This window comes from Corallococcus macrosporus (assembly GCF_017302985.1).
GTDB classification, from domain to species: domain Bacteria; phylum Myxococcota; class Myxococcia; order Myxococcales; family Myxococcaceae; genus Corallococcus; species Corallococcus macrosporus_A.
The window spans coordinates 186,331-200,254 of record NZ_JAFIMU010000010.1; the positions used below are offsets into that span (position 1 = coordinate 186,331).

A 13,924-nucleotide genomic window follows, 5' to 3' on the forward strand; every position below is an offset into this window, starting at 1 on the left:
GCAAGCGGACAGCGGCCGTTTTTCGGAAGGCAGGCGCGGGCCCCGGCGATATGGAGGGCCCATGCGCAATGCACTGATGGCGGCTTCGTTCCTTGCCCTCGCGGGCTGTTCCCACTCGACGCCCACGGCTCCGGCGTCCTCCCCCCAGGCCCAGGCGGCGTCCGTGCCGGCGCAGGCGCTGGTGGACGCGCCGGACCGCACGGAGGCGGACCGCAAGCTGGACGCGGGCCGGCACCCCGCGGCCCTGCTCGAGTTCGTGGGCGTGAAGCCCGGCATGCAGGTGGCGGAGCTGATGGCGGGCGGCGGCTACACCACGGAGCTGCTGGCTCGCGCGGTGGGGCCCACGGGCAAGGTGTACGGCGAGAACCCCAAGGTCGTGCTGGAGCGCTTCGCGGAGAAGCCGTGGCAGGAGCGGCTGGCGCGGCCGGTGAACCAGAACGTGGTGCGCCTGGACCGTGAGCTGGACGCGCCCTTCCCGCCCGAGCTCAACGGCACGCTGGACGCGGTGGTGAGCCACATCATCTACCACGACACCGGCTGGCTGGGCGTGGACCGGGCGAAGATGAACGCGGCGGTGTTCCAGGCGCTCAAGCCGGGCGGCGTCTACGTCATCCTCGACTCCAGCGGGAAGCCGGGCACGGGCATCACGGAAGGCCAGACGCTGCACCGCATCGACGAGCAGTTGGTGCGCGACGAGGTGCAGGCCGCGGGCTTCAAGTTCCAGGAGGAGGCCAACACCTGGCGCAACCCCGAGGACACGCGCGACTGGAACTCCAGCCCGGGAGCCGCGGGCGAGCGCCGGGGCACGAGCGACCGCTTCGCGTTCAAGTTCGTCAAGCCGTAGAGGCAGACACGCACATGGCCTCTCACAAGTTCAAGGCGAAGCTCGAAGTGGCCAACGACGTGGGAGGCCGGTTCGTGCGCTGTCCGTTCGACAGCCGCGAGGCCTACGGTGAAGCGCGGCCTCCCGTGGTCGGCACCGTCAACGGGCATCCCTTCCGGAGCCGGTTGATGGTGTACGGCGGCATCACCTACCTGGGCTTCACCCAGAAGGTGCGCGAGGCCGCGGGCGTCGAGGACGGCGCGCTGCTGAGCATCACGCTGGAGCGCGACACGGCGCCTCGCGAGATTGAAGTGCCGGAGGACCTCCAGCGTGCGCTGGACGCGGAGCCCGCGCTGCGGGACGTGTTCACGAAGCTCGCGTTCACGCACCGCAAGGAGTTCGTCCAGGCGCTCACCGAGGCGAAGAAGGAGGAGACCCGCGCGCGCCGCCTCGCGCAGACGCTGGAGAAGCTGCGCGCCAAGGTGGCGAAGTAGACCGGGTACGGACAGTGTCTGCTGGAGCCCCAGGCTGCCCGTCCCAGGGGTGGAGTAGCCTTCAGCCCATGGCCTCTCGCATCCCGGCTCGCCCTGTCCGCAACGTCGACGATTCGAGCGCACGCCTCATCGCCTGTGGCGTGTCCATCGGGCTGTTCGTGATCGCCTGTTTCATGCCCGCGCTGATCACGCGCACCCCGCACCATGGGGGTGACTCGTCGGTGAATGGAGCGTTCCTGCTGCTCATCGGCCCCACGGCCGTGGTCTCCGGGAACTTCGGTTGGTTCGCCAATCCCCTGCTGGCCGTGGCGATCGTCATGCTCGCGCTGAGGGCGGACCGGAAGGCGTTCTGGTGGGGGGCCACGGCCTGCGTCCTCGGGGCGTCTTCGATCATCAGCACGCGCTCCTACAACGCCGACGTGCAGGGGACCGAAATCGGCTTCTATGTCTGGATGGCCAGCCTGCTGGTGGTGCCTGTCACGGCCAACCTCCTCTCACTGCGCGACACGCAATCCTGATTCAGGCGTCTTCGTCCGCCGAGCCGAACGCCTGACCTCTCACCGCCGTAAGCAGCAGGTCGTACTTGCCGCCCAGGAACGTGCGGAAGCCGTGCTGGTGCAGGTAGCGGCGGTAGAAGGACAGGTCCTTCACCAGGAGCGACAGGTCCGGCTCACGCAGGTTGCGCACGCGCGCGCCGTACACGACCTCTCCGTCGCGGAAGCGTGAGTTGGGGAAGCCCAGCACCAGCGAGGCCTTGGGCTCCAGGTGCTCCTGCACCAGCTTGCGCAGGAGCGCGCGGTCATCCACGCCCGGGCTCTGCAACGTGCCCACCGACACCACCACGTCGAAGCGCCCCAGGTCCGAGGGCAGCGCGTTCAGGTCCGCCTGCACGAAGGCATGGCGCGCGTCCGGGAACGCCGTCCGCGCTTCCGCCAGGGCGCTCGCGCTGTGGTCCACCCCGACGAAGCGGATGCCCTCCACCTCCGCGAACGCGGCCAGCTCATCGCCCCGGTTCACCCCCAGGTCCAGGAGCCGCGCGCCCGGGGGCAATGACAGCCGGCCCACCGCCTCCAGCCAGGGCACGAGGAAGCCCGCGTCCTCGAACTTCCGCACGCGCGCGAAGTCGGATGCGGCGCCATAGCGCTCCTGCGGCGCCTCCGTGCGCGTCCCTCCGCCCGCATGCCACGACGCCTCCGACCCCAGCGGCTCGAACGTGAGCCGCACGTGCGTTGCGTCCACCGCGCGCGGCGTGCGCAGCCGGCACGACAGTCCCTCCGCCAGGTCGCACCAGCTCCGCAGCGGCCGGTGCACCAGTCCCCCCTCCACGCGCTCCCCGGGATAGCGGCCGTGGCCCAGGTCCGGATCCGGCACGTCGATGGACACGGGCCCTGAGGGCAACCGCGCCTCCAGGTGGCGCAGCACGAGGATCAACGGCTCGGCGTGGAAGCGGCGTGACATGCGCCGCACCCTACCCCGCGGGCTTCAGTGGGACTCCAGCACGATCTTCCCGAACGCGCCCCGGCGCAGGTGTTCCAGGGCGGCAGGCAGCGCCTCCAGCGGATAGCGCTTGTCGATGCCCGGCTTGAGCCCCGTGGCGTCCACCGCGCGCACCGGTGAGTGACGGACTGCCTACGCTACGAGGCCTCCCCCACCACGGCCCGCCGGATGCCCTTCAGCTTGTCGGGGTTGCGCGTGACGTAGAGGGCGACGATGCGGCCGTCCTCGATGGCGAGCGCCGTCGTCTGCAGCGTCCCATCCGCCTCCAGCGTGACGTACGCGGGCAGGCCGTCGATGGTGCCCTCGTGCACGAGCTGCGCCGACTTCACGGCCGCGTTACGGCTCACCCCCGCGAAGAAGCGCAACAGCTTCTCCTGGCCATAGATGGGGTTGAGGACCGCCTTCGCCTTGCCGCCGCCGTCTGCATACATGACGACGTCCTGGGCCAGCAGTGCCTGGAGCGACTGCGTGTCTCCGCTCCGGGATGCGGCGTGGAACGCCGAGGCCAGCTCGTGCCCCTTCGCCTCCGTCACGGGGAAGCGGGGACGCGCCTCCTGCACGTGGGCCCTCGCCCGGCTGGCCAGCTGCCGGCACGCGGCGGGGTCCCGGTCAATGGCCTTCGCCACCTGCTCGAAGTCCATGCCGAACACGTCGTGCAGGAGGAACGCGGCCCGCTCCAGCGGGGACAGACGCTCCAGGGCCATCATCAGGGTCAGCGTCAAGTCGTCGCCCTCCACTGTCTCGATGATGGGCTCAGGAAGCCACGTGCCCACGTACTCCTCGCGCCGGACGCGCGCGGACTTCAGGACGTCCAGGCACAGGCGCGTCACCGTGCGGACGAGCACGGCCTCGGCGTCGCGCACGGCCGCGCGGTCCGTCTGGTGCCACCGGAGATACGCCTCCTGCACCACGTCCTCCGCCTCCGCGACGATGCCCAGCATCCGGTACGCGATGCGGAGCAGCCGGGGGCGGAGCGGGTCGAAGACGTCCGCGGGGTTCAGGTCAGGCGGCGTCACTGCGAGCGGTCACCGGGTGGATGGACCGGAAGCCGATGGCGAACCGGTTCCAGGAGTTGATGACACCAATCATGAGGGTCAGCTTCACGATCTCCTCTTCGGTGAAGTGCGGCTTGAGCGCAGCGTAGTCCTCATCCGGGGCGTGTGTCTGGGAGATGAGCGTCAGGGCCTCGGTCCAGCCCAGGGCCGCCCGCTCACGCTCGGTGTACAGCGGCGACTCACGCCAGCCGTCCAGCAGGTAGATGCGCTCCTCCGTCTCCCCATGCGCGCGGGCGTCGCGGGTGTGCATGTGGATGCAGAAGGCGCAGCCGTTGAGCTGGGAGGAGCGGATCTTGACCAGCTCGCGAAGGCTGGGCTCCAGCCCCAGGGCCTCCACCTTCTTGCTGAAATCCATCATGAGGTTGACGGCGTCCGGCGCGACCGCGAAAGCATTCATGCGGGTCTTCATGTGCGGATCCTCTTTCTGGTGGGCGAAGCGCCCTTCCATCCCCAGGACGACGCAGCGGGTGCCGCGTGTGACATGGGCATTTAAAAAGCGATTCGGGGCTCAGGCGGCTTCGCTGCGAGGGGTCACCGGGTGCACGACCCGGAAGCCGAGGATGATCCGGTTCGCGATGTTGATCATGCCAATCAGGAGGGTCAGCTTCACGATCTCCTCCTCGGTGAAGTGCGGCTTGAGCGCGGCGTAGTCCTCGTCGGGCGCGTGCGTCTCGGAGACGAGCGTCAGGGCCTCGGTCCAGCCCAGGGCCGCGCGCTCGCGCCCGGTGTAGAGCGGCGACTCACGCCAGCCGTCCAGCAGGTAGATGCGCTCCTCCGTCTCCCCATGCGCGCGGGCGGCGCGGGTGTGCAGGTGGATGCAGAAGGCGCAGCCGTTCATCTGGGACGAGCGGATCTTGACCAGCTCGCAGAGGCTCGGCTCCAGCCCCAGGGACTCCACCTTCTTGCTGAAATCCTTCATCAGGCTGAGGGCGTCCGGCGCGACCGCGAAAGGATTCATGCGAGCCTTCATTAGAAACTCCTCGTTCTTGGGGGGGCGAAGTGCCCTTCCATCCCCAGGACGAGGCTGCGGGGGCCGCGTGTGACATGGTCATTTAAAAGGCGAAAATGACCAGCCAGGAGGCATCCCGGATGCAGACCGTGACGGATGTGGAGACGCTTGAGCGGCTGTACGGAGTGGTCGGGCAGTCGTCCGTACTCAAGGAGGTGGACCACCTCCACCCTGCGTACCGGCCCTTCATCGAGCGCTCGCCGTTCATGGTGCTGGCCACCGGGGGCCCTGGAGGGCTGGATGCGTCACCTCGGGGGGACCCCGCCGGCTTCGTGGTCATCGAGGACGCGCACACGTTGCTGCTGCCCGACCGCCGGGGGAACAACCGCATCGACTCGCTGCGGAACATCCTGGCGGATCCGCGAGTCGCGCTGCTGTTCTTCGTTCCCGGCGTCAACGAAACCCTGCGCGTCAACGGCCGGGCGAGCATCGTCATCGAGCCGTCGATGCTGGAGCGCTTCCCCTTCGAGGGGAAACTGCCGCGCTCCGTCCTGCGCATCACCGTGGAGACGGTCTTCTTCCAGTGCAGCCGCTCGCTGATCCGCGCGGGGCTCTGGGACCCGGCCCGCCACGTCGCGCGAGCGGAGCTGCCCAGCAACGGCGCCATCCTCGAAGCGCTTAGCCAGGGCTCCATCAACGGCGGTGAGTACGACCGCGACCTGCCGGGCCGGTTGAAGACGTCGCTGTACTGAGCCTCAAGCGCCCGCGTCGAACACCGTGGCCTTGCGCACGCGCACGCGGAGGGTCTGACCGGCGCGCACGCCCTCCAGCGCCGGTCCGATGACGCGCAGGAACGCGTCACCCACCGGGAAGCGGTACTCCGCGGCGTGTCCGAGGAACAGCCGCGCGGAGAGCACCAGCGGCGTGCCGGTGTCCCCCAGCTCCAGATCCTCCGGACGCACGACGAGGGTTCCCGATCCGCCCTTCGCTTCGAGGGGCAGCTCGAAGGCGAGCTCCGTCCCCGAGCAGTGGAAGGCGCCCGCGCGGACCTCGCCCGGCAGCACGTTGGCGCCGCCGACGAAGCCCGCGACGAACGGCGTGGCGGGTTGCCGGTACAGCCGCTCCGGCGTGTCCACCTGTTCGATGACGCCCCGGTTCATCACGGCGATGCGGTCCGACAGGGCCAGCGCCTCGCCCTGGTCGTGCGTGACGAAGACCAGCGTCGTGCCCAGCCGGGCCCGCAGCGCGGCGATCTCCGCGCGTAGCTCCTCGCGCAGGGCCGCGTCCAGGTTCGACAGGGGTTCATCCAGCAGCAGCACGCGAGGCCCCGCCACCAGCGCCCGCGCGAGCGCCACGCGCTGCAACTGTCCGCCGGACAGCTCATGCGGCATCCGCGACGCATAGGCATCCAGGCGCACCCAACGCAGGGCTTCGCGCACGCGCGAGGCGACCTCGTGACGGGGCACCTTCCGGAGCACGAGGGGATAGGCGACGTTCGCCTCCACGCTGCGGTGCGGCCAGATGGCGTAGCTCTGGAACACCATGCCCAGTCCGCGCTTCTCGGGTGGAACGCGCACGCCGGGCCCGGCGACGAGGTCGTTCCCCAGCCGGATGGTGCCCGCGTCCGGATGCTCCAGCCCCGCGAGCATCCGCAGCGTCGTCGTCTTCCCGCAGCCAGAAGGCCCCAGCAGGGACACCAGCTCGCCCTGCCCCACCTCCAGGCTGAGGCCGCGCACGACGGGCGTCCCGCCGTATGCCTTGACCAGTCCCTCCAGGACGATGGCCGCCATCACCGCACCTCCGGAACGCGACGTCGGGCCCACGCCAGCACGGCCTGACCCGCCACCACCAGCGCCACGAACGCGCACGCGAGCACGGCCGCGGCGGCCGGGTCCGCGTAGCTCTGCAACTCGAACAGCAAGGTGCCCAGCACCTCGGAGCCCGCGGGCACCAGCAGCACGGACAGGGTGATCTCCGTGGCGCACGCGAGGAACGCCAGCACGAAGGCCACCGTCAGCGCGGGCCGGAGCAGCGGCAGCGTCGCGTCCACGAACGCCCGCACGGGCCCCGCGCCGCCGACGCGCGCGGCTTCCGCGAGGGAGGGATCCACCTGGGCCAGGGCCTCGGAGCTGTTGCGCTCGCCCAGGGCCAGGTACTTCGCCACGTAGCCCACGAGCAGCAGCCACGGCGTATGCGCCAGGGCCAGCACGAACGCGAAGCGGTCCAGCACCACCAGCCGCCAGTCGCGAGAGAACGCCACCAGCAGCGCGAGCGCCAGCACCGTCCCCGGCACCGCGAAGGGCCACACCGCCATGGCCTCCACGCCCGCGCCGCCGCGACGGAACGCCCGCCGCAGGAGCGCACCCGCGAGCCCCAGCCCCACCACCAGCAATCCCGCCCCGGCCGCGAGCAACACGCTGCGCCCCGTGGCCCGCACGGTGCGAGCGTCCCAAAGCACCCCGGACCAGTGCGACAGCGTCAGCGTGTCCCACGTCAGCGCCGCGCCGAAGCTGCGTTGCAGCGACGTCAACAGGATGGCGGCCAGGGGAAGGACCACCAGCACGCCACCCACCGCCCCCACGCCCATGAGCGCCCAGGACCGCCAGGCCCCCAGCGAGATCACACGCGGAGACACGCCCTTGCCCGCGCTCAAGCGAACCCGTCCGGTCCGGCCCAGCCCCCAGGTCAGTCCCAATGCCAGCGGAGTGAGCAGCAGGAGGAACGACGCAAGCACCGACGCACGAGGCAAGCCCTCCTCGCTGCCCAGCAGCACCAGCTCATAGATGCGAGTGGTGAGGACGCGAGTGGGCGGCGATGCGGAGACCCCCAGCAGGTACGGCACGCCGAAGGACGACGCGGCCATGAGGAACACCATCACCGAGCCCGACAGCAGCGCGGGCAACACCAGGGGCACCGTGGTGTTCAGGAGGGCGCGAAGCGGCGAAGCACCACACACACGGGCTGCTTCTTCGAGCGCGGGATCCACGCGCCGCAACGCCGCCGCCCCCGCGAGCAGCACCAGCGGCAGGCCCGACAGGCCCTCCACGAACGCGATACCCGCCGCGCCATAAAGGTCGAGCACGTCCGAGCCCAGCATGCGGTTCAGGTAGCCAGCGCGAGGGCTCGCGAGCGACAGCCACCCCATGCCCCAGATGAACGCAGGGATGGCGGAAGGCAGCGTGAACAGCACGGTGAACGCGCCACGAAGGGGCAGGTCCGTGCGGAACAGGAGGAACGCCAGAGGAGCACCCAGGCACAGCGCCCAAGCTGTCGCGCCCAGCGAAATGCCCAGCGTGTTCACCAGCGCCCCGGACTCCGCCGCGAGCACCGCGCCCAATCCACCGGTCGCCGCCCCCACGCCCCGGACGAGCAACGCCACGACCGGCACCACCGCGAAGAGCATCAGCGGCACCAGCCACGCGGCCAATGCAATCCACCGGCCTCTCATCGCGCGTCCCCAGCGATAAGAAAAAGAGAGCCCAGTTGGGCCACCCCGTCCAAGGCGCAGCGCACGAACTGGTCCAACAGTCGGACCAGTTGGGACCACCGCCCCGGCCGCCCCGGGGCCGACGGATGCCCGAGGCCACGCCCCACCTCGCCATCCACCTGTCGGACAGGTTTGGACAGTCGCCCTGGCCTGGCCGGTGCCAACGAGCCCACATGGCCACTCCCCATCCCATCGCCCACCTCAGGGGCGGAGCGTCCCGTCCACCCGGGCAGCTGAAACGGGTCCGACTGTCGGACCCGTTGAGACGACCGCCCCGGCCCCGCCCGGACTGACGACGTCCAACGGCCATTACGAATCTCGTCACCCGCCGTGGGCAGAAGGCCCCGGGTCCGCCCAAGCAGCGGTAACGGGTCCGACAGTTGGACCCGTTGGGAAGTCCCGGGCCGAGGGTGCCCGGTCCATCGGAGCAATGGAAACGGGTCCGACCGTCGGACCCGTTGGGGTCGGGTCGGGCAGAAGGCGGACCTCGTGGATGGTCTGAGGTCTTGGGTTCGGCTTCGCGCCTGGGGCTGGGCCACCTCGCCGCGGAGGGCCTTGGCGCCACGGTGGAGGCGTTCGTGGATCATCGCGCGAACGCCCGGCTGAAGGCTTCCTTGATGTCGCCTCCGTGCAGCAGCCCCTGCTCCAGCAGTTCCGGAGTCCAGGCCTGCGCGCGGCCCAGCAACCCCTCCACACCGGACTCTCCACGGGGGCCGCTCAGGCGCGGATCCACCGCGTGCATGTCCCCCTTCTCCACGATGATCCGCTGACCCTCAGGGGACAGCAGCACGTCCACCAGCGCCTTCGCCGCCACCGGGTTTCGCGTCGATGCGAACAGCCCCACCGGGCCGGGGATGACCACCGCGCCGTCCTCCGGCCAGATGATTTCGATCGGGCTGCCCTTCGCTTTCGCCGCCAGCGCGTTCTCCAGCAGCAGCACGCCCGCATCTACCTCGCCGCTCTCCACCTTCTGGAGCACCGCCGCGTTGCCTCCCGCCACCACCGCGCCCTTGTCCCTCAGCCCCGCGAAGTACGCCTCTCCTCGCTTCGCGTGCAGGAACACCGCCCACGTGAACGCGGTGCCTGACGTGAGCGGATCCCCGATGGCCGCCCTGCCCTTCCAGCTTCCGTCCACCAGCGCCGCGAACGACTTCGGCGCATCGCCCGCGCCCAACCGGTGCACCAGCACCATCGTGGACAGCCGCACCGCCGCGTACCTCGCGTCCAGGTCCAGCAACGTGCGAGGAATGCGCAGCGCGTTCACGGAGGCGTAGCGCAGGAACGCTCCGTCCCGAGCCAGCCGCTCGTACAGGAACGGATCCGACGTCATCAGCACGTCCGCGCGCACCGCGCCCGCGGCCCGCTCCGCTTCCAGCCGGCTGGCCACCTTCTCGCTGCCCGCCTGGTACCAGTGCACCTGCACGCCGGGCAGCCGCTCCTTCAGCAACGGCTCCATCGCGTCCAGCACGTGCCGGTACATCGACGTGTAGACCCACACCTCACCGGACGGCGTCGCGGCCTGCGTCACGGCGGCGCCTCCCGACGGCGCGGCGGATTCGATGCGGCACGCGGCCAGGAGGATCAGCGCGAGGAGCGGACCCACGCGCCGCACAAGGAGGGGGATGCGCATGCGGGTGTCGATTATGCGGCACCCGCCCTCCCTGCACACCCACCGCGCAGCGATGGCTCCTGCACATTCAGCCCGCGCGCCCGTTGTCCCCGGCCCCTCGGGGTCCCAACGTCCGCCTTCCAGACGCCACCTGCCCCTCTGGAAGGACGCCCGTACATGACCCGGAAGGAATTCCTCGCCGCGACGCTGTCGCTGATGGTCGCCCCGCCCGTGCTGGGCGCTTCGCCCACCAAGGCGAAGAACGCGCCCGCCGTGCCCCGCCGCAAGCTGGGCCGCACCGGCCAGGAGGTGTCCTGCGTGGGACTCGGGGGCTTCCACATCGGCAAGCAGAAGGACGAGTCGGAGAGCATCGCGCTCATCCGGGGCGCCCTGGACCTGGGCATCAACTTCCTGGACAACTGCTGGGACTACAACGACGGCAAGAGCGAGGAGCGCATGGGCAAGGCGCTGCGCGACGGCTACCGCGCCAAGGCCTTCCTCATGACGAAGATCGACGGCCGCGACAAGAAGACCGCCGCGAAGCAGATCGACGAATCCCTCCAGCGCCTCCAGACCGACCACGTGGACCTGCTCCAGCTCCACGAGGTCATCCGCGACAATGATCCGGACAAGGCCTTCGCCGAGGGCGGCGCCATCGAGGCCATGAAGGACGCGCAGAAGGCCGGCAAGGCGCGCTTCCTGGGCTTCACCGGCCACAAGTCCCCGGACATCCACCTGAAGATGCTGGAGACCGCGAAGCAGCACGGCTTCCGCTTCGACACCGTGCAGCTCCCGCTCAACGTGATGGACGCACACTTCAACAGCTTCGAGAAGCGCGTGCTGCCCGTGCTCGTGAAGGACGGCATCGGCGTGCTCGCCATGAAGAGCATGGGCGACCCGTTCATCCTCGACAGCAAGACCGTCACCGCGCCCGACTGCCTCCGCTACAACCTGTCCCTGCCCGTCAGCGTCGTCATCACCGGCATCGACTCGCAGGAGCGCCTTCAGCAGGCCCTCACCGCCGCGCGCACCTTCAAGCCCCTGAGCGAAAAGGAAGTCCAGGCGCTGCTCGCGAAGACGAAGGACGCGGCGAAAGACGGCGCCTTCGAGAAGTACAAGACGAGCCACCACTTCGACGGAACCGTCCAGAACCCGCAGTGGCTTGGCTGAGCCGTTCCGGGCTTTCCTGGCAAGACGCGTTAAAACAGGCAAATATGAATGCTCCCCCATCCCCGGAGCATTCATGCACCGCCCCTTTCGAGCAGGCCTCGTCGCCGCAGGACTCCTGACCACCCTCTCCGGCTGTTCTCCGGAGCCGGAAGCCGCCGCCCCGGTGGAGGCGGAAGGCTACGGCCAGACGCAGCAGGGCGAGCGCGCGTACGACCCGGGCTCGGGCTGGTCGTTGGCGTGGCAGGACGACTTCACGGGCACGGCGCTGAACACGGGCGCGTGGACCGCGCTGACGAGCAACTGGGATCCGGTGACCAACAACTGCAACTTCGGCACGGGCGAGCTGGAGTTCCCGCGCGCGCAGAACGTGGCGGTGGCCAACGGCAAGCTGATCATCTCGGCGGAGCGCACGGCGGACAACCCCACGGATTCGCGCTGCCCGGGGCAATACCGGTCGTTCTATTCCGGCCGCATCCACACCAAGGGCAAGGTGGAGGGGCGCTACGGGAAGATCGTCGCGAGCATCAAGATTCCGCCGGGCTACGGCATGTGGCCGGCGTTCTGGACGCTGGGCTCGAACATCCAGAGCGCGGGCTGGCCCGCCGCGGGGGAGATCGACATCCTGGAGTGGAAGTCCACGGAGCCCACGTGGATGAAGTCCGCGGTGCACTGGTACAACGGCGGCAACGCGGACTGGGGCACGGGCGCGAGCCGTGGCGTGGACCTGTCCCAGGACTTCCACACGTATGAAGTGGAGTGGACCGCGAACACGATGGTGTTCCGTCTGGACAAGGACTTCGTGTCCACGGCGACGTTCAACCACAACGAGACGGAGTTCCAGCAGAACCACTACCTCATCCTGAACCTGGCGCTGGGAGGCGTCTGGTACGGGAACCCGGCTCCGGCCTCCGTCGACCTGGCCTGGGGCGCGAAGAAGACGATGGAGGTCGAGTGGGTGCGCTGGTACCAGCCGGGCACCACGCAGCCGCTGACGCTGACCAACCCGGGCTTCGAGAGCGGCATGACGGGCTGGAACACCTGGAGCCCGAACGGCACGGCCTCGGCGGCGTTCTCGGAGACGTACAACGGCGGGCACTCGGGCAGTTTCCACCTGACGCACTGGACGTCGGCGGCGGCCTACGAGGCGTGGACGTACCAGACGAAGTCGGGCCTCGCGTCGGGCAACTACAAGCTGCGCGCCTGGTTCCGCAAGGGCGGCACGTTCGACTTCGCGCGCTTCCAGGTGAAGAACTGCGGAGACTGCGCCGCGGCCATCACCAACCTGGGCACCTACGGCAACTACACGCTCGTGGAGACGCCCGCCATCAACGTCACCAACGGCTACCTGGAGTTCGGCCTGCACAGCAAGTCGCCGGCCCACAACGGCTCCAACGTCATCCACATGGATGACGTGGAGCTGATCAAGCTGTAGGCCCTGCTGACTTCACCCGCGCGCGCCGGAGCGGACCCCGGCGCGCGGCCATCACAGGTGACACATTCGTCACCCCAAACCGCTTATGTTTTTCTGGGCGGTTCTTCAGCAGATGCTTTGTCCTCGGAAGTCCCTGCGACGGCAGACTGTTCCTTTCGGACCGCAGCCGTGCGCACTACTTCTTCGGCATGAAGCCGTCTCAATTTGTTCTGAGCCCAACCAGATGGCACGCCGCGCTCAGCCAACATCGAAATAATAAGCCGATCAGACAATCCGCGCTTTAAGTACAGACGCATCAAGTCTTCGGCCTCATCAGGCCCAGGCACTTCCCTGTGGGAAGACAACCCTCCCGCCTGTGTGGCTCGCAACTCCGTCTTGACCAGGTCCAAGTCTCGCTTCACCTGGAGCAGCTCTTTTCTCTCCGGAGTGATTGTCGTTTTTCCTTCACCCGCACTAACCTTGAGAAAAGTTGGCAGAACTGACTCAAGCGGCGAAGACAAGACTTCCTTTAATGCCATTTTTATGTTGTCGCGAAGATCATTGCCCCAGTCCGGAGCGTTCTTGTCGTAGATGATTATCCGAAGAGCCCGCAAGTCAAATGGGACATCGTCCATCGATGGCGCAATCATGACCACCGGCTTTGCCGACGCGTGAGCAAGCCCTAACTCATAAAAAACGTTGGGGTTTTTCCCGGTAAGATCAGCCAAGATTACTCGTGATTTTTTTGTATACTCCCAGATGTCGCTAACAATGGATTGTGGTCCATACAGGTCATCTGCTCGGTGTGGCTCAAGTCCAGCATCCTTTACGCCCGGAATGTAGATCGACTCGTAGTAGGCATTGAAATAACCTCCGAAAGGCATAATCACAAAACACATGTCACGCGACTTTGGACCTTTACTTGAGCGCGTGACACCACGAAGCTTCCTGCTCGCCCTGGTCTTTTGTTGCTGCTTTTTCTTTGCAGTCACTGCAGTCTCCCTGTTGAACAAACACACTAGGCATCATCAAAAACAGCGGCGACCGAAGATAATTTCAAATCCTTATCCACAACTCGCCAAGCTCCAGCGCTTCACTGTACAGCAGGAAACAAGATCCATCCAGGACATCTCAGCATAAGCACGCGCAATACCCCTCGGTGGCGGAAGCAACCAGGACTGAAATCAAAGTAAATTTCAGCTCGTGTGCCTACGCAAGTGCCAATCACACGGCGTCGAGTTCAGGAGCGGCCTCTGAATGAAAGACTTGCGCAACAAGGCAGCTTTTCCCGCGCGTCTATCGAATCCTCATTCGTCTATGCTTCAACGGTGGAGTCGCGGCAAGTCCGTCAGACAGCCCGATGACATAAACAACCCTTCTCATAACTCGCCCGGCCTATCCCACCGTCTTTGGGCCGGAGGCATCCTTG

The 13,924-nt window shown here is 67.9% G+C and carries 15 protein-coding genes; 6 read left to right on the forward strand and 9 right to left on the reverse strand.

All coding sequences use genetic code 11. The features are described from left to right. The first annotated feature begins 61 nt into the window (after positions 1-61). The 3 genes from JYK02_RS31515 (at position 62) to JYK02_RS31525 (ending at position 1,835) form a co-directional block, all read left to right on the forward strand. Positions 62-844, forward strand: a complete 783-nt coding sequence (locus JYK02_RS31515; protein ID WP_207056565.1) for a class I SAM-dependent methyltransferase — start codon at positions 62-64, stop codon at positions 842-844. Positions 845-858: 14 nt separating this feature from the next. Beyond that, positions 859-1,317 carry a YdeI/OmpD-associated family protein gene (locus JYK02_RS31520; protein ID WP_207056567.1) on the forward strand — a complete coding sequence of 153 codons (459 nt, stop codon included), beginning with the start codon at positions 859-861 and terminating at the stop codon, positions 1,315-1,317. A gap of 68 nt (positions 1,318-1,385) precedes the next feature. Further along, the gene (locus JYK02_RS31525; protein ID WP_207056568.1) at positions 1,386-1,835 is read left to right on the forward strand and encodes a hypothetical protein; all 450 of its coding nucleotides are present in this window, start codon (positions 1,386-1,388) and stop codon (positions 1,833-1,835) included. Between the two features lies 1 nt (position 1,836). Here JYK02_RS31525 and JYK02_RS31530 read toward each other — a convergent pair whose 3' ends face one another. The 5 genes from JYK02_RS31530 to JYK02_RS31545 form a co-directional block, all read right to left on the reverse strand. Further along, positions 1,837-2,775, reverse strand: coding sequence for a class I SAM-dependent methyltransferase (locus tag JYK02_RS31530; protein WP_207056569.1), 939 nt, complete (start codon positions 2,773-2,775; stop codon positions 1,837-1,839). A gap of 24 nt (positions 2,776-2,799) precedes the next feature. Next, a complete protein-coding gene (locus JYK02_RS40590; RefSeq protein WP_277991468.1) occupies positions 2,800-2,928 on the reverse strand; it encodes a hypothetical protein in 129 nt (42 codons plus the stop codon). Between the two features lie 23 nt (positions 2,929-2,951). After that, positions 2,952-3,815: a sigma-70 family RNA polymerase sigma factor gene (locus tag JYK02_RS31535; RefSeq protein ID WP_207056854.1), complete on the reverse strand. Its 864-nt coding sequence runs from the start codon at positions 3,813-3,815 to the stop codon at positions 2,952-2,954. A 1-nt stretch (position 3,816) separates the two neighbouring features. Continuing rightward, the gene (locus tag JYK02_RS31540; protein ID WP_207056570.1) at positions 3,817-4,278 is read right to left on the reverse strand and encodes a carboxymuconolactone decarboxylase family protein; all 462 of its coding nucleotides are present in this window, start codon (positions 4,276-4,278) and stop codon (positions 3,817-3,819) included. Between the two features lie 99 nt (positions 4,279-4,377). After that, positions 4,378-4,839: a carboxymuconolactone decarboxylase family protein gene (locus tag JYK02_RS31545; RefSeq protein ID WP_207056571.1), complete on the reverse strand. Its 462-nt coding sequence runs from the start codon at positions 4,837-4,839 to the stop codon at positions 4,378-4,380. A gap of 119 nt (positions 4,840-4,958) precedes the next feature. Between JYK02_RS31545 and JYK02_RS31550 the strand changes: the two genes are divergently transcribed. Next, positions 4,959-5,570: a pyridoxamine 5'-phosphate oxidase family protein gene (locus JYK02_RS31550; RefSeq protein WP_207056572.1), complete on the forward strand. Its 612-nt coding sequence runs from the start codon at positions 4,959-4,961 to the stop codon at positions 5,568-5,570. Positions 5,571-5,573: 3 nt separating this feature from the next. Here the strand turns inward: JYK02_RS31550 and JYK02_RS31555 are convergent, their stop codons facing one another. The 3 genes from JYK02_RS31555 to JYK02_RS31565 form a co-directional block, all read right to left on the reverse strand. Continuing rightward, positions 5,574-6,608 (reverse strand): ABC transporter ATP-binding protein, encoded by a 1,035-nt coding sequence (locus JYK02_RS31555; protein WP_207056573.1) that lies wholly within the window; start codon positions 6,606-6,608, stop codon positions 5,574-5,576. Further along, positions 6,608-8,266, reverse strand: a complete 1,659-nt coding sequence (locus JYK02_RS31560) for an ABC transporter permease (RefSeq protein WP_207056574.1) — start codon at positions 8,264-8,266, stop codon at positions 6,608-6,610. The genes JYK02_RS31555 and JYK02_RS31560 overlap by 1 nt, the downstream gene beginning before the upstream one ends. 622 nt (positions 8,267-8,888) lie before the next feature. Further along, positions 8,889-9,935 (reverse strand): ABC transporter substrate-binding protein, encoded by a 1,047-nt coding sequence (locus tag JYK02_RS31565; RefSeq protein WP_207056575.1) that lies wholly within the window; start codon positions 9,933-9,935, stop codon positions 8,889-8,891. A gap of 156 nt (positions 9,936-10,091) precedes the next feature. On the opposite strand from JYK02_RS31565, the gene JYK02_RS31570 reads away from it, so the two are divergent. Next, positions 10,092-11,084 (forward strand): aldo/keto reductase, encoded by a 993-nt coding sequence (locus JYK02_RS31570; RefSeq protein WP_207056576.1) that lies wholly within the window; start codon positions 10,092-10,094, stop codon positions 11,082-11,084. Between the two features lie 73 nt (positions 11,085-11,157). Then, complete coding sequence (locus JYK02_RS31575; RefSeq protein ID WP_207056578.1) at positions 11,158-12,516, forward strand: glycoside hydrolase family 16 protein; 1,359 nt, start codon at positions 11,158-11,160, stop codon at positions 12,514-12,516. 83 nt (positions 12,517-12,599) lie between these two features. Here JYK02_RS31575 and JYK02_RS31580 read toward each other — a convergent pair whose 3' ends face one another. After that, on the reverse strand, positions 12,600-13,487 hold the full coding sequence (locus tag JYK02_RS31580) for a hypothetical protein (protein ID WP_207056579.1): 888 nt from the start codon (positions 13,485-13,487) through the stop codon (positions 12,600-12,602). Positions 13,488-13,924: the final 437 nt, after the last annotated feature.

Bases quoted from the DNA above. Each gene is read 5' to 3' on its own strand.
- JYK02_RS31515 (WP_207056565.1), top strand. From the start codon at position 62: ATGCGCAATGCACTGATGGCGGCTTCGTTCCTTGCCCTCGCGGGCTGT.
- JYK02_RS31520 (WP_207056567.1), top strand. From the start codon at position 859: ATGGCCTCTCACAAGTTCAAGGCGAAGCTCGAAGTGGCCAACGACGTG.
- JYK02_RS31525 (WP_207056568.1), top strand. From the start codon at position 1,386: ATGGCCTCTCGCATCCCGGCTCGCCCTGTCCGCAACGTCGACGATTCG.
- JYK02_RS31530 (WP_207056569.1), bottom strand. From the start codon at position 2,775: ATGTCACGCCGCTTCCACGCCGAGCCGTTGATCCTCGTGCTGCGCCAC.
- JYK02_RS31540 (WP_207056570.1), bottom strand. From the start codon at position 4,278: ATGAAGACCCGCATGAATGCTTTCGCGGTCGCGCCGGACGCCGTCAAC.
- JYK02_RS31545 (WP_207056571.1), bottom strand. From the start codon at position 4,839: ATGAAGGCTCGCATGAATCCTTTCGCGGTCGCGCCGGACGCCCTCAGC.
- JYK02_RS31550 (WP_207056572.1), top strand. From the start codon at position 4,959: ATGCAGACCGTGACGGATGTGGAGACGCTTGAGCGGCTGTACGGAGTG.
- JYK02_RS31555 (WP_207056573.1), bottom strand. From the start codon at position 6,608: ATGGCGGCCATCGTCCTGGAGGGACTGGTCAAGGCATACGGCGGGACG.
- JYK02_RS31560 (WP_207056574.1), bottom strand. From the start codon at position 8,266: ATGAGAGGCCGGTGGATTGCATTGGCCGCGTGGCTGGTGCCGCTGATG.
- JYK02_RS31565 (WP_207056575.1), bottom strand. From the start codon at position 9,935: ATGCGCATCCCCCTCCTTGTGCGGCGCGTGGGTCCGCTCCTCGCGCTG.
- JYK02_RS31570 (WP_207056576.1), top strand. From the start codon at position 10,092: ATGACCCGGAAGGAATTCCTCGCCGCGACGCTGTCGCTGATGGTCGCC.
- JYK02_RS31575 (WP_207056578.1), top strand. From the start codon at position 11,158: ATGCACCGCCCCTTTCGAGCAGGCCTCGTCGCCGCAGGACTCCTGACC.